At 64.5% G+C, this 19513-nt stretch carries 17 protein-coding genes; 5 read left to right on the top strand and 12 right to left on the bottom strand.

Translation table 11 applies throughout. The annotated features are described in order from the left end of the window. Positions 1–78: 78 nt before the first annotated feature. The 4 genes from ACVOLI_RS10485 to ACVOLI_RS10470 form a co-directional block, all read right to left on the bottom strand. Positions 79–1671: a PepSY-associated TM helix domain-containing protein gene (locus tag ACVOLI_RS10485; RefSeq protein WP_481534569.1), complete on the bottom strand. Its 1593-nt coding sequence runs from the start codon at positions 1669–1671 to the stop codon at positions 79–81. A 10-nt stretch (positions 1672–1681) separates the two neighbouring features. Then, entirely contained in the window at positions 1682–1984 is a 303-nt protein-coding gene (locus tag ACVOLI_RS10480; protein WP_481534568.1) for a hypothetical protein, read from the bottom strand. Then, a complete protein-coding gene (locus tag ACVOLI_RS10475; protein WP_481534567.1) occupies positions 1981–2268 on the bottom strand; it encodes a hypothetical protein in 288 nt (95 codons plus the stop codon). The genes ACVOLI_RS10480 and ACVOLI_RS10475 overlap by 4 nt, the downstream gene beginning before the upstream one ends. A 132-nt stretch (positions 2269–2400) precedes the next feature. Beyond that, positions 2401–4614, bottom strand: a complete 2214-nt coding sequence (locus tag ACVOLI_RS10470; RefSeq protein ID WP_481534566.1) for a TonB-dependent siderophore receptor — start codon at positions 4612–4614, stop codon at positions 2401–2403. Positions 4615–4820: 206 nt separating this feature from the next. Between ACVOLI_RS10470 and ACVOLI_RS10465 the strand changes: the two genes are divergently transcribed. The 4 genes from ACVOLI_RS10465 to ACVOLI_RS10450 are packed head-to-tail and all read left to right on the top strand — an operon-like array spanning position 4821 to position 8929. Further along, a complete protein-coding gene (locus ACVOLI_RS10465; protein ID WP_481534565.1) occupies positions 4821–5537 on the top strand; it encodes a DUF3348 domain-containing protein in 717 nt (238 codons plus the stop codon). Between the two features lie 10 nt (positions 5538–5547). Further along, positions 5548–7635 carry a DUF802 domain-containing protein gene (locus tag ACVOLI_RS10460; protein WP_481534564.1) on the top strand — a complete coding sequence of 696 codons (2088 nt, stop codon included), beginning with the start codon at positions 5548–5550 and terminating at the stop codon, positions 7633–7635. 5 nt (positions 7636–7640) lie between these two features. Further along, complete coding sequence (locus tag ACVOLI_RS10455; RefSeq protein WP_481534563.1) at positions 7641–8291, top strand: OmpA family protein; 651 nt, start codon at positions 7641–7643, stop codon at positions 8289–8291. Continuing rightward, positions 8288–8929 (top strand): DUF2894 domain-containing protein, encoded by a 642-nt coding sequence (locus tag ACVOLI_RS10450; protein WP_481534562.1) that lies wholly within the window; start codon positions 8288–8290, stop codon positions 8927–8929. The genes ACVOLI_RS10455 and ACVOLI_RS10450 overlap by 4 nt, the downstream gene beginning before the upstream one ends. A gap of 129 nt (positions 8930–9058) precedes the next feature. Here ACVOLI_RS10450 and ACVOLI_RS10445 read toward each other — a convergent pair whose 3' ends face one another. Further along, the gene (locus ACVOLI_RS10445) at positions 9059–9769 is read right to left on the bottom strand and encodes a pirin family protein (protein WP_296250398.1); all 711 of its coding nucleotides are present in this window, start codon (positions 9767–9769) and stop codon (positions 9059–9061) included. Between the two features lie 137 nt (positions 9770–9906). Here ACVOLI_RS10445 and ACVOLI_RS10440 point away from each other — a divergent pair, with 137 nt between their 5' ends. Continuing rightward, the gene (locus ACVOLI_RS10440; RefSeq protein ID WP_481534561.1) at positions 9907–10833 is read left to right on the top strand and encodes a LysR family transcriptional regulator; all 927 of its coding nucleotides are present in this window, start codon (positions 9907–9909) and stop codon (positions 10831–10833) included. 46 nt (positions 10834–10879) lie between these two features. Here the strand turns inward: ACVOLI_RS10440 and ACVOLI_RS10435 are convergent, their stop codons facing one another. The 7 genes from ACVOLI_RS10435 to ACVOLI_RS10405 all read right to left on the bottom strand — a co-directional run bounded on the left by ACVOLI_RS10435 (position 10880) and on the right by ACVOLI_RS10405 (position 19511). Continuing rightward, positions 10880–11623, bottom strand: coding sequence for an outer membrane beta-barrel protein (locus ACVOLI_RS10435; RefSeq protein ID WP_481534560.1), 744 nt, complete (start codon positions 11621–11623; stop codon positions 10880–10882). 281 nt (positions 11624–11904) lie between these two features. Beyond that, on the bottom strand, positions 11905–13080 hold the full coding sequence (locus ACVOLI_RS10430) for a GDSL-type esterase/lipase family protein (protein WP_481534559.1): 1176 nt from the start codon (positions 13078–13080) through the stop codon (positions 11905–11907). A gap of 298 nt (positions 13081–13378) precedes the next feature. Beyond that, entirely contained in the window at positions 13379–14017 is a 639-nt protein-coding gene (locus tag ACVOLI_RS10425; protein WP_282270991.1) for an RpiB/LacA/LacB family sugar-phosphate isomerase, read from the bottom strand. 469 nt (positions 14018–14486) lie between these two features. Further along, positions 14487–15242 (bottom strand): 2-dehydro-3-deoxy-D-gluconate 5-dehydrogenase KduD, encoded by a 756-nt coding sequence (gene kduD / locus ACVOLI_RS10420; RefSeq protein WP_282270993.1) that lies wholly within the window; start codon positions 15240–15242, stop codon positions 14487–14489. A gap of 218 nt (positions 15243–15460) precedes the next feature. Further along, positions 15461–16546 carry a LacI family DNA-binding transcriptional regulator gene (locus ACVOLI_RS10415; protein ID WP_282270996.1) on the bottom strand — a complete coding sequence of 362 codons (1086 nt, stop codon included), beginning with the start codon at positions 16544–16546 and terminating at the stop codon, positions 15461–15463. Positions 16547–16561: 15 nt separating this feature from the next. Beyond that, positions 16562–18139: a family 43 glycosylhydrolase gene (locus ACVOLI_RS10410; protein ID WP_481534558.1), complete on the bottom strand. Its 1578-nt coding sequence runs from the start codon at positions 18137–18139 to the stop codon at positions 16562–16564. Positions 18140–18227: 88 nt separating this feature from the next. Beyond that, positions 18228–19511 (bottom strand): TRAP transporter large permease, encoded by a 1284-nt coding sequence (locus ACVOLI_RS10405; RefSeq protein WP_282271000.1) that lies wholly within the window; start codon positions 19509–19511, stop codon positions 18228–18230. Positions 19512–19513: the final 2 nt, after the last annotated feature.

The following is a 19513-nucleotide window of genomic DNA, read 5'->3' as shown; positions in this document are numbered from 1 at the left end:
TCACCGGTGTATCTGCGAGCTGACGGATTGTCAGCTTCGCGGCTTACGCCGCTCCTACAAGCGCTGATGGGCTGCGGGTTACGCCCCTGCCGAGCATGGCTCGGCACTACCTTGCGACCAGACGCTGTCGGTATGGCCTTGCTGCAGGCGCATCTGCGTACGCCTTGCGATGTACAGCATCACCGGCACTGACAGCAGTGCGGTCAGGTCGACCGGCCAGCTGCCGGCGTGGTACCAGCTGCCAGCGACGCCCAAAGCACCGGCAATGCTCGACAGCGGAATCGCCAGCGTGCACAGCGCACTCAAGCGCAGCAGCTCCACCGCAGCACGCGGCGCACCGCGCAGGAATGCCCAGGCGATGGCGGCGACGAATACCGCGTAGTAGATGCCCGTGTGCCAGGCCTTCAGATCGGTGACCAGCGACGGCAGCCATTTGGTGGCAGCGATGCTGGCCGATATGCCGGCCACGCAACCCAGCGAGACGCCAACCGTCAGGCAGGCCAATACCCAGGCCGAACGCTTCTGCACCGGCGTCTCCGCGCCCTTGCGCTTGCGTCGCCGCGATTCCACCCACAGCAGGTTGCCGGTGTAGAACAGGGCAGCGCCGGCCAGGCCCATCAGCAGGTACAACCAACGCACCGGGTTGCCACCGAAGCTGCCGAAATGTAGCGCAAAGAACGCATTGACCGCGCCGTTCCAGCCATCCATGTGGCCAGGCAGGTCATGCGCATCCACCTCACCGCTATACGGATCCAGATGGGTGCTGGCATATACCCGCGCACGCGTGCCATGGCGGACATCCAGTCCGGTCACCGTTGCTTCAACATGGCCGTCCTTGTTCTGGAAGCCGAAGCTCTGCACCTCGAAGCCGGGCAACTGCTGCTCTACCCGGCGCAGCAACTCAGCTGCCGGCAACACTGCTGCCCCTCCGGCCGCTTCGGCGTGCTCCTCGTTCCACTCGATGCCTTGCGGATACACCACCGCTCCCTGCGCATCGTAGAACTGGTCGTGGAAAGCGAACACCACGCTGGTCAGCGCGATGACGATGTGGAACGGCAGGCTGAACAACCCCAAGGCGTTGTGTGCATCCAGCCACATGCGCTTGATGTTCTTGCCGATGCGCAGCGCGAACACATCCTTGCTCAAGGTGATCAGCAGCACGATCAGGCCCGATACCAGGGCAACCGCATACGCCATCGCCACTGCGCCCATGATCGGCCGTGCGATCTTGTCCGGGAATGGCAGGCCGACCAGCTGGTGCAGCGTATCCACCAACTGCGCCACCGGTGCCTTGCGCGTCTGCGCCACCTGCAGGCTGCCGTCGGCGGCGAAGCTGGCGCCATACTCGGTGAACTGGCGACGGCCCTGGCCGGGCGCGCGCTCCTGCCAGTACACCCGCGCCGGTTGATCGGCGTGCGGCCGCACCGAGACGAAATAGCGTGATGCCGCCTTCGGGTGTTCGGCAAGCACCGCGGCCACCAGCGCGTCGGCCTGTTGCAACGACGGTGCCGCCGACAGCGTTGAAGGCGGCGTCGCCCAGCGCTCCAGCGGCTTCTCGAACATGGTGACCGAACCGGCATAGAAGGCGATGAACAGCATCAGCCCGCTGACGATGCCGATCCAGATATGCACATCCTTGTAGACCTTGATGATGTCGCTACGGATCTTCATGCAAGCACCTTCATGACATCACTCCACGCACCAGCCACAGCGCGGCGAAGGCCAGCGCATTGGCCACACCCAACCACAGCCAGGCACGCAGGCTGTCACGGAACAGGTAGACGAAGGACAGCACCGTCGCCCAGATCGGTGCCATCAGCCACATGTTGAACTGGTTCTTGCCGCCACCGGCATTGATGCCGTCCGGACCCAGCCAGGCAAACAGGCCCGACAGCGCCAAGGCCAGGCCAAAACCCAGCACCACGCCAGCGCAGGTCTTGCCGAACCAGTGCCGGCTTTCCAGCCGCGGTTTCACCGCGTTCATGCCGACCGTCCCGCACGCACGCGTGCACGCCATGCGCCGAGGAACGGGGCGAGCGACCACACCAACATCAGCAACACCGACCAGCTGGTGATCGCCTCCAACGGTGCCAGCAGCGGCCACAACGCCAGCAGTGACAGCAATACAAACAACGTGCCCGGCCACCATGCATGCCGCTTCGGCCAGGGCCCGGCGGCGCGCAGCTGTTGCTGCGGCGAAGCGACATACAACAGCAGCCCGCCAATGGTGCCGGCCAAGGTGCCGGCGAGTCCCAGCCACAGGTTCATGCGGCCTGCCTGCCATGCGTGGTCGCGCGCCGGTGCTGGACGCGCATGCGATAGGGTTCTTTCATAGGGTCTGGCTCTTCGCTGGACATGCGCTGGCGGCACCTGCATGAAGGCGCAGGTGCCGTGCGCCGATCACCAACTGAAACGTGCGGTGGCGGTGACGGTACGGCCGGTGCCGTAATAGCAGGACGACACGCCGCCGCAGGTGGAGACGAAGCGCTTGTCGGTGAGGTTGCTCAGGTTGATCGCGAACTGCGTGCCGACCGCGCCATGCTGGCCGGCGTCATAGCGGATCGCTGCATCCCACAAGGTGTAGGACGGGATCAGGTAGAGATTGGCGCTGTCGCCGTAGCTGCGGCCGTTGTAACGCACACCGGCCGCAACGCTCAGGCCTTCCAGGCCACCGGCGAGGAAGGTGTAATCGGCCCACAACGCCGCCGTCCAGTCCGGCACCATCGCCAGCTGCTTGCCGGTATAGCCGTTGTTGCTGCGGGTGACTTCCGAGTCCATCCAGCTGGCCGCACCAATCACGCTGAAGCCTTCCAGCGGGGTGATGCGCCCTTCCAGCTCGGCGCCGCGCACGCGGCCTTCGCCGTCCTGCACCTGGCAATCCGCATTGCCAGCGGCACCGCAGGTGTTATGCGATTTGATCGGGTCGTTGGTGACGATGTTCTGCTGGCGCAGGTCGTAGGCCGACAAGGTCAGCAGACCATCGAACGAGGCCGGTTGGTACTTCAGGCCGGCTTCCCACTGCTTGCCGGTCACCGGGTCGAACGGAGTCTGCGTGTAACTCATGTTGGCATTGGTGCCCGCCGGCTGGAACGACTCGGCATAGCTCAGGTAAGGCGTCAGACCGTTGTCAGCCACGTACAGCACGCCGGCATTGCCGGTGAACGCCTTGTCCTTGACCTTGGTCGGCACCACCGGGCGGTAGGTATTGGTGGCCACCGTATAGGCCTGGGTCCAGGTGTCGTCCTTGGTCCAGTCATGGCGGCCGCCGAAGGTCAGCCGCCACTTGTCGATGGCGATCTGGTCCTGCAGGTAAACGCCGGTCTGGCGGTTGATGCCGCCGCTGTAACTGATGCTGGTGGTGACCGGTACGTAGTTGGTGTAGACCGGATTGAAGATGTCGATATCGGCCGGATTGGTCATCGCGCCGCGCGCGCCGGTCCAGTCGGCTTTCTGCCAGTCCACGCCGAACAGCACGGTGTGCTCGGCGACGCCGGTGCTGAATTTTCCGGTCAAGCGCGTATCGACGGTCTCGCCCTTGGAGTCGCCTTCGCCCCAGGTCGCGCGCCGCTTCTGGGTGCGGCCATCGGCACTGAGACCGCCATTGGTGACCACCGTGCGGAACACCGATTCGACATCGGTATGGCGCGCACTCTGGCTCAAGGTCCAGTTGTTGTTGAAGCTGTGCTCGAACAGGTAACCGGCGGTCCAGATGGTGCGATCGAAGGTATTCCAGTTGGGCTCACCAATGAAGGTGGTGTTCTTCATGTAGCCATACGCGGTGGGGCGCAGCGTGCCTTCCATCGGCAGGAACTGGTAGGTCGAACCGCCGTCGTCCTTCTGGTACAGACCGAGCAGGGTCAGGCGCGTGCGCTCGGCAATCTGGAAGGTGTAGCTGGGTGCCAGGAACCAGTGCTGCTGCTCGGTGCGGTCGATCTGGGTCTGGCCGTCGCGGTACAGGCCGACCAGGCGCAGCAGATGGCGGTTGTCATCCGTTCCGGTGCCAACGTCGAAGGCACTGCTGTACTGGCCATTGCCATCGATACCGAGGCGCAATACCTGCTGCTGGTCAGGCACCGGCGTCTTGCTGACCTGGTTGACCATGCCGCCCGGAGCCACCTGCCCGTACATCACTGCGGATGGGCCCTTGAGCACTTCCACCCGATCCAGGTTCCAGCTGTCGACCATGCTGCGATTCCACTGGCTGCCCTGCGGCGCACGCATGCCATCGATGGTGACGTTGTTGGCCCAGCTGCCGGCGTCGAAGCCGCGGATGCGGAAGTCGTCGACGCGGTTGTCGATGCCGCTGCTTTCCAGCGACACACCGGCCACGTAGCGCATCGCCTCATTGAGGTTCTGCACGCCGCGTGCGTCCAGTTCCTCGCGCGCGATCACCGAGACCGACTGTGCGGTTTCGGCGATGGCGGTATCGGTCTTAGTGGCGCCGGAAGTGTGGCCGGTGGTGCGGTAGGCATTGACCCGCACCGCATCCAGGGTCTGCGCGTCGGCAGCCGCTTCGGCTTCGGCGGCGATTGCAGCAAGCGGGAACAGGGCCGAAACGACGGCGAGGGACAACAAGGCCGGACGGAGACCGGCAGAAATACGGGGGAGGGACACGGATCAACCTGCACAGACAGAAGTATTGGCTGACTGCCCAGGCAGCGGCTGATGCGCCGATTATAGTAAATAATAACCATTCGCAACAACATTGCTGGCACTGGCTGTTCTGCCAGCCGCGTTGGTGCCGCTCGCCGAGGCCTGAATACCCGGCCCAAGGCGCGCTTTGCGCCAGCATGTAAAATGGCCAATTTTTAGTCAGGACCATGGCGAAAGCATCCGAACGGGCGCCCGTTCTGGGCCCGGCGTTCATTCGCCTGCTGGCCCGCTTCAATGACGAGGGAGCATCCCCTGCGGCGCCTGCGGTGCCGGAGCGGCTGGCGCAGTGGTTCGACTGGAACAGTGCCATCACCCTGTCCAAGGCGCTGGACAACCCACCGCCGGAGCCCGAACCCGGTGCTGCCTACGATCCGTCGCAGGATGCCGAATACACCGCTGCGCGAACCAAGCTGGTGGACGCCATCCAGGCCGACATCGACCTGAGCCCGCCACGCAATCCGACGCCGGCCGAGGCCGAACTGCCGCCCGGCTTCGCCCCCTACCGCCAGCACTACCTGAACCAGCAACGTGCCATGCAGACCGTCAGCGGCCGCCTGCGCGGCCGCCTGCGTGACATGCTGGCGCGGCAATCCCCGGCCAAGGCGCGCCTGGCTGAAGTCGACGCGGTGATGGAAGCCACCCTCAGCCCGCGCGAACACAGCCTGCTTTCCCATGTGCCGGTGCTGCTCGGCCTGCACTACCAACGGCTGCTCGCTGCAGCCGCGCACGACCCCGCCGATGCCGCCGCATCGGATCCCACCGCGGCACCCACCGGCCCCTGGCTGGCCACGTTCCGGCAAGACCTGCGCATCGCGCTGCTGGCCGAACTGGATGTCCGCTTCCACCCCATCGATGGCCTGCTTGCAGCGCTACGCACCCGGTAATCCGTACCTCATGTCCAGAAACCTCGTTGCAGTCGTTGTCTTCCTTGTTGGCCTGCTGGCCGTGTGCTGGATCGGCATCGGTTATGCCGGTACCCATCCGCTGGCGGCGGTGGTCGCCGCCATCATCGCCGCCTGCTATCTGGCCGGCGCGGTGGAACTGTTCCGCTACCGCCAGGCCACCGGCACCTTGCAGCAGGCCTTGCCATCCATCGGTGAAGCCGCAGACAACCTCGACGGCTGGCTCGCCCGCCTGCAGCCGGGCCTGCGCGGCCCGGTACGCCTGCGCGTACAGGGCGAACGCGTCGGCCTGCCCGCACCTTCACTGACCCCGTACCTGGTCGGACTGCTGGTATTGCTGGGCATGCTCGGCACCCTGCTCGGCATGATGGCCACCCTGCGTGGCACCGGCCTGGCACTGGAAAGCGCTACCGACCTGGACGCGATCCGCAGCTCGCTGGCCGCACCGGTCAAGGGTCTGGGTTTTGCCTTCGGCACCTCGATCGCAGGTGTTGCCAGCTCGGCCGCACTCGGCCTGTTGTCGGCGCTGTTGCGCCGTGAACGTGCGCAGGCCGTGCAGGAGCTGGATGCCGGTATCGCCAGCCAGCTGCGCATGCATTCGCAAAGCTTCCAGCGCGGCGAGACCTTCCGCCTGCTGCAGGAACAGAACGCGCTGATGCCGACCCTGGTCGAGCGCCTGCAGGCCATGATGGGCAGCCTGGAGCAGCAGCACCAGGCCAACAACGAACGCTTGCAGACCAACCAGCAGGAGTTCCACCAGCGCACCGAAGCGGCCTATACGCAGCTGGCGGCATCGCTGCAGCAATCGATGCAGGCCGGTATCAGTCAGCAGGCCAATGCGGTGGGCGCCGCACTGCAGCCCGTCGTTGATGCAACCATGGCGGGCCTGGCTGACAAGTCCAATGCCCTGCACGCCAGCATCGACAGCGCCGTGCACAAACAACTCGAAGGCATCAATGCCGCCGTGCAGAGCGCCGCTGCGACCGCGGGCAGCAGCTGGACTACGGCACTTGAGCAACAGCAACACAGCAACAACACGCTCAACGAACAGCTGCAGCAGGCCTTGACGCAATTCACCAGCACCTTCGAACAGCGCTCCAACAGTTTGATCGACGGCGTTGCCACGCGCATGGAAGACAATGCCAGCCGCACCGCCGATGCCTGGCGTGATGCACTGGCACAGCAGCACAGCGCGCATGACGAACTGGCGCAGCGCAATGAGCAGGCCTTGCTCGCGGCTTCGTCTTCGTTTGAACAGCACGCGCAGTCGCTGCTGTCTTCGCTGCAGCAATCGCACGAACAACTGCAGAATGCTTTCGCCGAGCGCGATGAACAGCGACTGGACCAATGGTCGCAGTCGCTGTCGGCAATGGTCGGCACGTTGGACAGCAGCTGGCAGCGCAACGGCGAAGCCGTCGCACAGCGCCAGCAGCAGATCTGCGACAGCCTGGCGCAGACCACGCGGGCCATGAGCGAACAGCAGCAGGCGCAGGCCCGCGACACCATCGCCGAGATCTCGCGCCTGGTACAGACAGCCTCCGAGGCACCGCGCGCCGCCGCCGAAGTGGTGGCCGAGCTGCGCCAGAAGCTGTCCGACAGCATGGTCCGCGACACCGCCATGCTGGAAGAACGCGGCCACCTGTTGTCGACCCTGGAAACCCTGCTCGGTGCGGTCACCCACGCATCGACGGAACAACGCAGCGCGGTCGACGCCTTGGTCAGCACCTCGGCCGAGCTCCTTGAACGCGTCGGCAGCCGCTTCAGCACCCAGCTTGAAAGCGAGACCAGCAAGCTCGACCACGCCGCCGCCAACGTCACCGCCAGCGCGGTGGAGATGGCCAGCCTGGGCGATGCCTTCGGCAGCGCGGTGCAGTTGTTCGGCCAGTCCACCGCCGCCTTGAACGAGCGCCTGCAACTGATCGAAAACGCATTGGACAAGTCGCTGACCCGCAGTGATGAGCAGCTGGCCTACTACGTCGCGCAGGCACGCGAAGTGGTGGACCTGAGCATGCTCTCGCAGAAGCAGATCATCGGTGAGCTGCAGCAGCTGGCCGAAGCACGCGACAACGCCGGAGCCTGAACGCGATGAGCGACGAAATCGAGTTCGACGCCGAATCCAGCGCTACCACCTGGGCCGCGTTCGGCGACCTGATGTCGGTGCTGCTCGGCGCGTTCGTGCTTATCCTGGCCAGCGTGATCGGCATCCAGCTGTTGCTGCACAACCGCCTGGATGAAGAGGTCAAGCAGCGCCAGGAACAGACCGCCAAACTGAAGACGCTGGAGCAGGCCCTGGCCGCGCCATTGGCGGCTGGCCGCGTCACCGTCATCAATGGTCGCATCGGCATCAGCGGCAGCGTGTTGTTCGCGCTCAACTCCGACCAGCTGCAGCCGGAGGGCCGCGAACTGCTGCAGAGCATCGCAGCGCCGTTGCGCGACTATCTGGGCGCACGCGAGGAGATCCTGATGGTCAGCGGCTTCACCGACAACCAGCCGGTGCGCGTGGCCAACGGCCGCTTTGCCGACAACCTGGAGCTGTCCGCCGCGCGCGCGCTCACCGTCACCCGCACCATGATCGCCGATGGCGTGCCCTCGCAATCGGTGTTCGCCGCCGCCTTCGGCGCTGAGCAGCCGGTCAGCAGCAACGATGACGAAGCTGGCCGCGCAAAAAACCGCCGCGTCGAGATCGCACCGATCCCGCGCCCCAAGCAGGACGGCAAGGCCGATGCCGCGCAATGATGCACGCTGATTCGACAGCACTGGCACAGCTGCAGGCCTGGCGCGACAGCGGCGCTGATCGCTGCGATCCGCCACGTTTCGAGCTGATCGCGGCGCTGGCGCAGCGTGCACAGCGCTATGCGGGCAGCGCGCGCGCGCAGCTGGATGCGCGCCTGTCGCAGCTGACTGACGCGTATGCACAGCTTGTGGCTGTTGAAGTTGCCAAGCCTGCGGCGAACGCCAGCGTTGGAAGCCCGTTGCAATCACTGCTGCAGCAGCTGGAGGCAGATCCACTGCAATACCAGTTGCCGTTGCGTACCGACAATGCCGTCGTCGCCGACCACGACAGCGGTGATGGCAACGACACAGCGCTGATGCCCGCGCTGGATGAATTCCAGCAGTTGTGGAGCCGCATCCGCATCGACAGCCTGCTCCGCCAGTGCCTGGATTCACTGCCCGAAGACGCCGGCCCGCTGCATTCCAGCGTGCTCACCTATCGCGCGATGGCGCTGATGCAGGAGCTGTCGCCGGATTACCTGCAGCACTTCATCGCCTACGTGGACGTGCTGACATGGATGGAGCCGGTAAGCGGCACCAACACCGTGGTGGAACCGACCCGCGCCGCCAGCAAGCGCAAGGCCAGCCGCAAGAAGGCGTGAGCGAACAACCTGCAGCAGGCGATCGGTACAAGTGATCGAGTGCGAACAAAGCAACAAAGGCGCGGATATCCGCGCCTTTGTTGTTTGCAAAAGTGTGAGCGGAAAACCCGAATCTGACCCCGGTTTTGCTTACTGCAGGGCGGGGGTATCCACCAACACCAGCTCGGAGTCTTCCAAAGCGGTGATGCGGATGCTGGTCTCGCCAGTGATGGCAGCACCATCGCGGGCTTCCAGCAGCACGCCGCTGACCTCGACCTTGCCGGTGTTCGGCACCAGGTAGCCGTAACGGTTGGCGTCGGTGAAGTGGTACTCGGTGCTCTCGCCGGCCTTCAGCGTGGCGCCCAGCACGCGGGCGTTGGCGCGGATCGGCAGTGCATCGTCGTCACCTTCCATGCCGCTGGCCAGGGTGATGAAGCGGCCCGAGCGCTCGCCCTTGGGGAAGGGCTTGCTGCCCCAGGACGGCTTGCCACCGCGCTGGTCCGGGAAGATCCAGATCTGGAAGATCCTGGTGACGCCTGCTTCCAGGTTGTATTCGGCATGGCGGATGCCGGTGCCGGCACTCATCACCTGCACGTCGCCGGCTTCGGTACGGCCCTGGTTACCCTGGTCGTCCTTGTGGCTGATGGCACCTTCGCGGACGTAGGTGATGATTTCCATCTCGGCATGCGGGTGCGGCGGGAAGCCGGTGCCGGGCTGGATGGTGTCGTCATTCCAGACCCGCATCGTGCCCCAGTTCATGCGCTTGCTGTCCTGGTACTCGGCGAAGGAAAAGTGGTGCTTGGCATCGAGCCAGCCGTGATTGGCTCCACCAAGGCTGGCAAATGGGCGACGTTCAATCATGGCGTTCTCCTGAAGGCGGTGGGGTTTCGATGTGGGAAAGTCTAGGCCTGCACCTCGATGCCGAGAATAGAAAGTATGGAAAAGCATTCTTTCCATTTATGACATGATTATCCCACCCTGCCCTGCGAGCTCCCGCCATGAACCGCCTGCCTGACCTGGAAGCCTGGGCCATCTTCGCCAAGGTTGCCGAAGCCGGCTCCTTCGCCCGCGCCGCCGAAGAGCTGCAGCTGTCGCAGGCCACCGTCTCCAAGGCCATCACCCGGCTGGAGACGCGCATCGGCACCAGCCTGTTCCACCGCACCTCGCGGCGCATGTCGCTGACCGCGGCCGGTGAAGCGGCGCTGGAGCGGGCGGCGCGCATCCTCGACGAGGGCGAGGCGGTGGAGGCAGAAGTAGCCGACCGTTCGGCAGCATTGCGAGGGTTGATCCGGCTGGCCGCGCCGATGTCGTTCGGTGTGTCGCGGCTGGCACCGTTGCTGCCAGCGTTCATGCAGGCGCATCCCGATGTGGAACTGGATATCCAGCTCAGCGACCAGATGGTGGACCTGGTGGCCGAGCGCTTCGACATGGCGCTGCGCATTTCGACCTTGGCCGACTCCAGCCTGCGTGCGCGCCAGCTATGCCAGGTCCGCATCCTGCTGGTCGGGTCGCCGGCCTACTTCGAGGCACACGGGCGCCCCACCCACCCGCGTGATCTGGCCCAGCACCGCGGTTTCCAGTACAGCTACACGCGCAGCGGCAACACCTGGCGCTTCCGCCACCCGCGCCATGGCGAGTTCGCGCAGACCGTGCCGCGCCAGCTGCAGGCCAACAATGCCGAGATATTCGATGCCGCCCTGCAGGCTGGACTGGGCTTGGCCTTGCAGCCGGAGTTCCTGGTCTGGGAGCAACTGCGTGATGGCCGCTTGCAGACAGCAATGGACGACTGGAAGGTGGAGCCGCTGGCTTTGAGCATCATCACCCCGCCCGGCCTGCATCGGCCGGCACGGGTACAGGCACTGATCGATTACCTGGCACAACGCCTGGAACGTGAACCGTGGGCGGCGCCTGCCCAGGCCGACTGATGAAACCAGAGGTCAAGCCGGTCTCCATCGACCGGCTCGCTGGCAATCAGAAGCGGACTTCCGCACCCAGGGTGAGGGTGTCGGCACCATTCACTTCGTACTCTTCGTCGTCGTAGTTGTACTCCGCCGAGTACAGGTAGCCGGTGTACATCAGCTGCAGGTTGAAGTGGCGGCTGACGTCCAGGCCAACGCCCACGCCTGCATAGAGGCCGTCGGTGCTGAAATCGCCCCAGTAATCATCCGACTTCGCGCGCCAGTAGCCAGCGCGCACGGTACCGAACCAGGCACTGTTCCTGCCGAAGCTGAAGCGCGCATTCGCGCCGATATTGGTGAACCTGACCTCAGGCACCAGGTAACCCTTCCAGTGGGTTTCCTGCAACTTGCCGGCACCAACCTCGATACCCACCTGGGCGAAATCTTCAATCTGCCAGCGGTAGCCTGCATTGGCCGAAACCGCACGCTGATCGACGTCTTCGTACACCCGGCCAGCACCCCCCTGTACGCCGACGAAGAAGCCCTGTTGCGGCTGCTCGTTCCTGGACTGTGTGCTGCCCCATTGCGGCGCGGGAGCCGCTGCGGGTACCGCTACTGGTGTCGGTGTGATGGGCGAATCGGAAGTCACCTGCGACGCGGCCTCACCGGTCACTGGAGGTTGCGCTGGCGTTGCAGTGGCGGGTGCGGTCTGCTGGGCGCGGTAGGCAGCCCAACCCTTGGAAATGGACTGCGCATCGGCGGCGCCGGCAGTCAGCAGCAACAACGGAACGAATACAGCAAGGCTGTTCTTCTTCATCGGTTTCCATCCTGGATGATGCGTATTCCATTCTTCCTGAGCCGAACCGTCGCGCCCGCGGGACGCACGCCGCCCGCTCCTGCAGACGCAGGACAGGCAGTTATCTGGATCGGAAGCCCCTAGGGACGGCACATTGGGGGCGGCCCGTTGCCGTGTCAAGCCAGTCCGGCCACGACAGCGTTGGCCTGCACGAAGGTGCCGATGAAACAGCAACATTGGAACGAAGCCGCTGCAGAACACCGCTGTGATGCGCCAGCCCCTCCCCCCTCCGAACTGCGCAGTCAACGCGCCGCTGGATACGCCAGCATCACCACCAGATCCTCCTCACCGACCTGCTGCAGCGCATGGCTGCTGCCGCTGCGCGTGAGCAGTGCGTGGCCGGGGCCGACTTCGTATTGCTTGCCATCCAACACGTAGAGGCCACGCCCGCTGACGATGTAGTAGATCTCGTCCTTGTGCTGCGGGTGCAGGCCGATGCCTGCGCCCTTGTGCAGCACGCGCTTGCGCATCACGAACGGCAGATCACTCACATCGGCGAAGAACGAATAGGCGGTGGTGGTTCCGGCACCGCCGTGCGGACCAGGTTGCTGGCGGCCGATGTCCTGTTCGCGGATGACCTGTGAACCGTGGGTATTGCCTGCCTCCTGCTTTGGCGTTGCAACAACAGATGCAGCAGCGCTTGGCGTGGAAGCCACCACGCCCTGCCCCGCAGTGATCGCACCACAGTCGATATCGCGCTTGAGCGTGGGTTTCAGTTGTGGCGCGATCTCCACCCAACCGCGCATCACCAGGCAGGCCACCGCGGTCGCGCCGGCTGTGCTGAAGTGGGTACCGTCGGCCTTGTTCTGCTCGGGCACGAACATGAAATAGGGCTTGGCGCCCTGCTCGCCCAGCGCGCGTATCCATGCCATCGAACTGGCATTGAGATCGATCAGCTGCACGTTCTGCGCTTTGGCGACCTGCTTCATCGCCAGCGTGTAGCGACCATGCGTATCCAGCAGCGCGCCAAAGTCATAGAGCAGGCGTGCGACCGGCGTGATCAGGATGGGCGTTGCGCCTTTGGCGCGTGCGGCGGCGATGTAGCGTGAGAGGAATTGTGGATAGTCGCTGTCGGGATCGGCGTAGCGTGTGGCGTCTTCCAGCTTGGCATCGTTGTGGCCGAACTGGATCAGCAGTACGTCTCCGGGTTGCAGGTCTTTCTCGATTGCATCCAGCCGCCCTTCGTTGATGAAGCTGCGGGTGCTGCGGCCGCCGACGGCGTGGTTGCGCACCTGCCATTGGCTGTCGTCGAGCCAGCTCTGCAGCACCTGGCCCCAACCGGCTTGTGGTGCGCGCTCGGGGCCGTAGCTGGCAGCGGTTGAGTCTGCGGCTATGAAGACGCGGTGGGTCGGCTCATTGGCTTGGGCGCTGGTTGAAAAGGCGCTGAGGAGGATGAGGATAAGAGCTGAGGTCTTCATGCGTTGCTATTCGCCTTGAAGCCCCTCTCCCCTTGCGGAGAGGGGTTGGGGAGAAGGGACGCGATCGAGATCGCTGGCTTGATGAGTTCCAGCACCAAGAAGCATGCGTGCAATGCACGCCTCCCCTCTTCCGCCCCCCGCCTCCGCGGGGGCAGGCTCTTCGGGCACCTTCTCCCACAAGGGGAGAAGGGCTGGATACCATTTACAGGAAACGCTTGTAGAGCACCGGTTCCACAAACAACAAAGGCGCCCGCAGGCGCCCTTGTCTGCCCGCAAGGGCGCTACTGCATGCGTGGGCTTACTTGCCCAGCACGCTCTTCACGTAGGCGACGATGTTCTCGTCCTGCGCGTTGTCGAAGAACGCCTTCTGGAAGCGCTCGCCGCCGACGGCCTGCTTCACCAGTTCCTGGTCGATGGACTTCAGGCCTTCGACGAAGTCCTTGGAGGCGCCCTGCTTCACCTGCGCCAGGATGCCGGCATTGGCCATCTGCGATTCCTTGCGCTCAGCCGGGTAACCCTGGCCGCGCTCACCGGCAAATGCCTTCTCGAAGATGTAGCGGATGTTGATTTCCGCGCCCCAGCCGAAGCCCTTGGCGAACGGCAGTGCCAACGCGTTGCCGCTGTTGACCTGGGCAAACAGGAAGGCATCGGTCGGTTCGATGCAGTAGCCGCAGAACACGCCCGGCCATGCATTGAGCGACATCATCGCGCCCTGCCCGGTACCGCAGCCGGCAACCACGAAATCCACGGCCTTTGCGTTGAGCAGCAGCGCGGCGCAGATGCCGAGGTGGATGTAGGTCAGCCGGTGATCGTTGTCACCGTCCATGCCAACGTTGAACACGTCGTGGCCCTGTGCGGCGGCGACGGTGTTGAGCTGTTCCAGCACCACCGGGTTCTTGGCGGCCTGGCTGAACTCCTGCATCAATGCGATTTTCATTGCGTGACTCTCGATTAGGGGGAAACGTTGTTGTTGATGAGGTGGAAGCAGAAGCAAAAGCTCCCCTCATCCGCCCCTTCGGGGCACCTTCTCCCGCATGCGGGAGAAGGGAAATCTGTGCTGCTCGCGACTGCAGCTTGGCTGCCTGCGCTCGCTATCGCTGTCGCGCCTGACTTTTCAGCTGTTGCTTCTGCCTCCGCCAAAGCTTCTGCTTCTGCCTCTGCCTCTGCCTCTGCTTCTGCCTCTGCTTCTGCTTCTGCCTCTGCCTCTGCTTCTGCCTCTGCTTCTGCTTTGGCCTCTGCCGTTGCTCCGGCTCTTGCCTTGGCTTGTGCTCCGGCTGCTGCTTTGCTTTCAGCTGTTGCTTTCCCCTCTCCCGCACGCGGGAGAGGGGTAGGGGTGAGGGCGCTTCTGGCTCTTCAGCTTTACGCTGCTTACCAGGCTTTCAACTTCGCCCCACCACCTTCAATCCTCAGCGCGCCAACCAGCCACCATCCACCGGAATGATCGCGCCGTTGACGTAATCCGACGCGCTCGAAGCCAGGAACACTGCCGTGCCGCCCAGGTCTTCCGGCTTGCCCCAGCGGCCGGCCGGGATGCGGTCCAGGATCGCCTTGTTGCGGTCTTCGTCCGCGCGCAGCTGTGCGGTGTTGTCGGTGGCCATGTAGCCCGGGGCGATGGCGTTGATGGTCACGCCCTTGCCTGCCCACTCATTGGCCAGCAGGCGGGTGATGCCGGCGATGCCGCTCTTGGAAGCGGTATACGACGGCACCCGCACGCCGCCCTGGAAGGACAGCATCGAGGCGATGTTGATGATCTTGCCGCTGCCCTGGGCGATGAAATGCTTGCCGGCGGCCTGGCTCATGAAGAACGCGGACTTGATGTTGACGTTCATCACGTCGTCCCAATCCTTCTCGCTGAAATCCACGGCATCAGCGCGACGGATCAGGCCGGCGTTGTTGACCAGGATATCCAGGCGGCCCAGGCCGGCAACGGTCTCGGCAACCACGCGCTCAACCGGCTCGATGCTGATCAGGTTGGCTTCGATGTTGAGGAAGCGGCGGCCCAGCGCGCGCACCTTCTCGGCGGTCTCGTCGGCCGGGACGATGCCGGCGCCGGCAATGTCGGCACCGGCGGCGGCCAGCGCCAGCGCGATGCCCTGGCCCAGACCGGTATTGGCACCGGTTACCAGGGCGACCTTGCCTTCGAGACTGAATGGATTCGTCATGCTGTTCCTCTCCCAGAGCGGTAGTTCGATGGTGCTGCCGGCGGTGGGTGCCGGAGCGGGGCGATGGCACCGGAGCGGGTCCGGTCAGCGCATCTGTCCAGTGGCCCGCAACTGCAATCCGCGGGCCTGCCAGGCGATTCTAGCCAATTATGGAAACCGGTGTCATTTTGCACTGCAAGATAAGCGGTTTCCCTTGAAAAACAAAAACTTGGGTTCAATCAGTCCTGCGGCGGCTGGCAGGAATCGCGCACGATCAGATGGGGGCGAACACTGGCCAGGGGCATCGCGGTCTTGCCCTCGGGCTGGATCAGCATGGCCGCCGCTGTTCTCCCGGTGTCACGGGTGTTGCGGCGTACCGAGGTCAACGATGGCCACAGGCGTGAGGCCAGCGGGCTGTCGTCGTAACCGACGATCGACAATTCGCGTGGAATGCTGATGCCGGCACGCATGGCGACCTTGTAGACGCCGGCGGCCATTTCATCGTTACCAGTGAAGATGGCGGTCGGCCGTTGCTTGCCCAGCAGCAGCTTCTCGGCCGCGGCCACACCGGATTCGAAGGTGTAACCGGCCTCGATGATGCGCGCCGGCGGCAGCTCGATGCCACGCCGCTCCAGGGCCTCAAGGAAGCCCGCGGTGCGTTCATGCGCGGAGCGGTAGGCGGTGGGGCCGGTGATCAGGGCGATGTCGCGGTGGCCCAGCGACAGCAGGTAATCGGCCGCTTCGGCGGCGCCGTCACGGTCGTGGGTGATCACCATCTGCGAGGTTTCATCCAGCGGCAGCGAGGCGATGCGGGTGAAGCGGCAGCCGATCTCGTCCAGCATGTCGGCCAGCGCCTGGTCTTCGGACGCGCGCGGCACCAGGATCACGCCGTGCAGCTTCTGCTGCTGCACGAAGCGCTTCACGCCCTCGATGTAGCCGGGGCTGCGGGTGTCGCAGGGGTGCACCACCAGCTCGAAGCTGGAACCGCGCAGCGCATCCAATGCACCGTTCTGCATGTCCACCACGTATTGTGCGGTGGGGTTGTCGTAGACCATGCCGATAAGGAACGAGCGCCGGAACGCCAGCCCGCGGGCCAGCGGGTCGGGCGTGTAGCCGACCTCGCGCATCAGTGCTTCCACCTTGTCGCGGGTGTCTTTGCGCACCAGCGGCGAGTTGTTGATGATCCGCGAGACCGTCTTCTTGGAAACACCCGACAGCCGCGCGATGTCGTTGATGGTGGCGGGCCGCCCCAGTGACTGGGGCGTGGCGGCGGCGTCGGCTTTCTTGCGCAAGGCGATGTCCTTGAAACCGTTCAATACATTCATTCTATCGGGCCGCGCTCAATCCAGTGCGCGGTAGCGGAACTGGCGGAAGTGGACCTTGCCATTGCCGGCGGCGTAGATGGCCGGCTTCAGCGCAAGGAATTTCCCCGCCACATTGTGATGGTAGCCGGAGACTTCCATCTGAACAGGATACTTCTGCCAGGTCCGGCCGTCCTTGGAGCTGTGGATGGTGAGGATGTGGCGGTTGTTGGTCACCCGCAGCCACAGTTTGCCGCCGGTGGCGCTGGGCTGGGGCCGGGTGGGGCGCTCCTCGCCGTAACGGTGCAGGATGAACTGCTCGCCATTGCTGCCCACGCCGGCGTACAGGCGGTCGCTGTAGTACAGCAGGGCGCCACCAAAGGCACCCGGCTCGATGTCCATCTCCACTTCAAACTGATAGGCGACGTCGCCGGCAATCGCGGTCAGCGGTGAGCTGTCACGCGGGGTGCTGCCCTTGCCCTGCAGGCTCATGCCGTCCTTGTCGAAGGACAGGCGCTGGTACTCCTCGCGGGTCGGGTTGAAGAACGACCACTGCGGGCCGAGCTTGCCGCCCTTGAAGTCATCGGACAGCGCCATGCCATGCGGTACCGCTTCACCGGACGGTTTGGCCAGCGGCGCGCCAAGATCGCCGCCCTTGGCCACGAACCAACCGTCGTCGGTCCACTCGATTGGTTCCAGCAGCATCTGCCGGCCCAGCGTCCAGTAACCGTTCTCGTAGCCGTGGTACATCATCCAGCCGCGGCCATCGGTGCCTTCGATCAGGGTGGCATGGCCACGCGACCACCACGGCTCGGCGCGATCGACGGTGCGGGTGATGGGGTTGTTGGGTGCGTTTTCCCACGGCCCGTGGATCGAGCGCGAGCGTGCGGTGATGACCATGTGCCCGGTCGGCGGACCGGCGGTGCCGCCGACCGCGGTGGTCATGTAATACCAGCCATTGCGCTGGCTGATCTTCGGGCCTTCCTGGGCATAGGACTCCACGTCCCAGCTTTCCGGGTAACGCCAGCCGTCATAGACATGCTTGGGCTTGCCGACCACGCTCAGGCCGTCATCGCTGATCTGCACATAATCGCCACCGGACAGGAACAGGTAGCGCTTGCCGTCCTCGCCCACGGCGTGGCCGGGATCGATATAGCCGGACAGGCCGATGTCGATCGGCTCGCTCCACGGCCCCTTGATGTCGTCGGCCCAGACCACGAAGTTGCTGCGCGAATCACCGGTGCGCGCCGGGAAGTAGATGAAGTAGCGGCCCTCGTGCTTGATGATGTCCGGCGCCCAGATCGCGCCGACGTTGGTGGTGATGGCATGGCCCAGCGGCTGCCAGTTGACCAGGTCGCGCGAATGCCAGATCGGCAGGCCGGGATAGGCGTCGAAGGAGGACAGGGTGAGGTAGTAGTCGTCACCGTCCTTGAGCACCGATGGATCCGGGTGATCGCCGGCCAGCACCGGGTTGAGGAAACTGCCATTGCCCAGATCGGCCATGCGCTGGTGTTCGATGCCGCGCTTGGGACTGGTCGGTGTATCGGCAGCCCAGGCCGGTGCTGCGGCCAGCAGGCATGCGGTGGCCAGCGCGGCCAGGGTACGGGTCACGTTCATCGTCATCTCCAGATTGTTGGCGCGGCGAGCGCGCCAGCGACAAATCACGGCTGCGGACAGGCACGAACCTGTCCGCAGCGTGCATGCATCAGCTACGCAGCAAAGCCGGCAGCCACAGCGACAGTTCGGGGAAGAAGGTCACAATCAACAGCACCACCAGCCCAGCCATCCAGAACGGCCAGATGGTCTTCATGCTTTCGCCGACGCTGATCTTGCCGATGGCGGTGCCGATGAACAGCACCGAGCCAACCGGCGGTGTGACCAGGCCGAGGCCACCGGTCAGCACCAGCACCAGGCCGAAGTGGATCGGATCGATGCCATAGGCCTTGGCCACCGGCAGGAAGATCGGCGTGCAGATCAGGATCATCGGCGCCAGGTCCATGAAGGTGCCCAGCAACAGCAGCATCACCACGATCATCAACAGCACCATGTACTTGCTGTGGGCGAACGACTGCAGGAACTCCACCGCCGCCGCTGGCACCTGCAGGTAGGCCAGCAGCCAACCGAACACCGCAGCGGTGGCGATCACGAACAGGATCACGCCGGTGCTGCGCGCCGCATGGATGACGGTCTCGAAGAACTCCTTGATGCGCAGCTGGCGGTACAGCACGGTGGTCACCAGCAAGGCGTAGACCACGGCGATTGCCGCCGATTCCACCGCAGTGAAAATGCCGGCGCGGATACCGAAGAAGATCAGGCCGACCAGGCCGAGGCCGGGCAGGGCGGCAACCAGTCGCAGCAGCACCGCGCGCCAGCCTGGGAAGGCTTCCACGCCATAACCGCGGCGCCGTGCAACCACGTAGCCGGTGACCATCAGCACCACCGTCATCAACAGCGCCGGCACGATGCCTGCGGCGAACAGATCGGCGATGGACAGGCCACCACCGGCCGCGGCCGAGAACAGGATCAGGTTATGCGACGGGGGCACCAGCAGCGCCACCAGTGCGGCGGTGATGCTGACGTTGACCGCGAAGTCACGGTCATAACCACGCTTGACCATCTGCGGAATCATCGTGCCGCCAACCGCCGACACGTCGGCGATGGCCGAGCCGGATACGCCGCCGAAGAACAGCGAGGACAGGATCGAGACTTGGCCGAGGCCACCACGCATGCGCCCAACCAGCGATGAGGCCAGCGAAATCAGGCGCTCGGAAATGCCGCCGCGCATCATGATTTCACCGGCGAAGATGAAAAGCGGAATGGCGATCAGCGAGGCCGAGCCGGTACCGGCCGAGATCTGCTGCACCAGCACGATGCTTGGGATGTCCAGGTACAACAAGGTCGCCAGCGCGGCAGCGGCAAGCGCATAGGCCACCGGTACGCCGATCAACAACAGCACGCCGAATACGGCGAAAAGAATTGCGATACCCATGA

This window comes from Stenotrophomonas sp. STEN029 (assembly GCF_056760015.1).
This window is presented reverse-complemented; position numbering and strand designations above follow the sequence as displayed.

Excerpts from the sequence above, each read along its gene's own strand:
- ACVOLI_RS10450 (WP_481534562.1), top strand. The coding sequence starts at position 8,288 with ATGATGCACGCTGATTCGACAGCACTGGCACAGCTGCAGGCCTGGCGC.
- ACVOLI_RS10415 (WP_282270996.1), bottom strand. The coding sequence starts at position 16,546 with ATGAATGTATTGAACGGTTTCAAGGACATCGCCTTGCGCAAGAAAGCC.
- ACVOLI_RS10480 (WP_481534568.1), bottom strand. The coding sequence starts at position 1,984 with ATGAACGCGGTGAAACCGCGGCTGGAAAGCCGGCACTGGTTCGGCAAG.
- ACVOLI_RS10475 (WP_481534567.1), bottom strand. The coding sequence starts at position 2,268 with ATGAACCTGTGGCTGGGACTCGCCGGCACCTTGGCCGGCACCATTGGC.
- ACVOLI_RS10410 (WP_481534558.1), bottom strand. The coding sequence starts at position 18,139 with ATGAACGTGACCCGTACCCTGGCCGCGCTGGCCACCGCATGCCTGCTG.
- ACVOLI_RS10405 (WP_282271000.1), bottom strand. The coding sequence starts at position 19,511 with ATGGGTATCGCAATTCTTTTCGCCGTATTCGGCGTGCTGTTGTTGATC.
- ACVOLI_RS10440 (WP_481534561.1), top strand. The coding sequence starts at position 9,907 with ATGAACCGCCTGCCTGACCTGGAAGCCTGGGCCATCTTCGCCAAGGTT.
- ACVOLI_RS10430 (WP_481534559.1), bottom strand. The coding sequence starts at position 13,080 with ATGAAGACCTCAGCTCTTATCCTCATCCTCCTCAGCGCCTTTTCAACC.
- ACVOLI_RS10465 (WP_481534565.1), top strand. The coding sequence starts at position 4,821 with ATGGCGAAAGCATCCGAACGGGCGCCCGTTCTGGGCCCGGCGTTCATT.
- kduD (WP_282270993.1), bottom strand. The coding sequence starts at position 15,242 with ATGACGAATCCATTCAGTCTCGAAGGCAAGGTCGCCCTGGTAACCGGT.
- ACVOLI_RS10485 (WP_481534569.1), bottom strand. The coding sequence starts at position 1,671 with ATGAAGATCCGTAGCGACATCATCAAGGTCTACAAGGATGTGCATATC.
- ACVOLI_RS10445 (WP_296250398.1), bottom strand. The coding sequence starts at position 9,769 with ATGATTGAACGTCGCCCATTTGCCAGCCTTGGTGGAGCCAATCACGGC.
- ACVOLI_RS10425 (WP_282270991.1), bottom strand. The coding sequence starts at position 14,017 with ATGAAAATCGCATTGATGCAGGAGTTCAGCCAGGCCGCCAAGAACCCG.
- ACVOLI_RS10435 (WP_481534560.1), bottom strand. The coding sequence starts at position 11,623 with ATGAAGAAGAACAGCCTTGCTGTATTCGTTCCGTTGTTGCTGCTGACT.
- ACVOLI_RS10455 (WP_481534563.1), top strand. The coding sequence starts at position 7,641 with ATGAGCGACGAAATCGAGTTCGACGCCGAATCCAGCGCTACCACCTGG.
- ACVOLI_RS10460 (WP_481534564.1), top strand. The coding sequence starts at position 5,548 with ATGTCCAGAAACCTCGTTGCAGTCGTTGTCTTCCTTGTTGGCCTGCTG.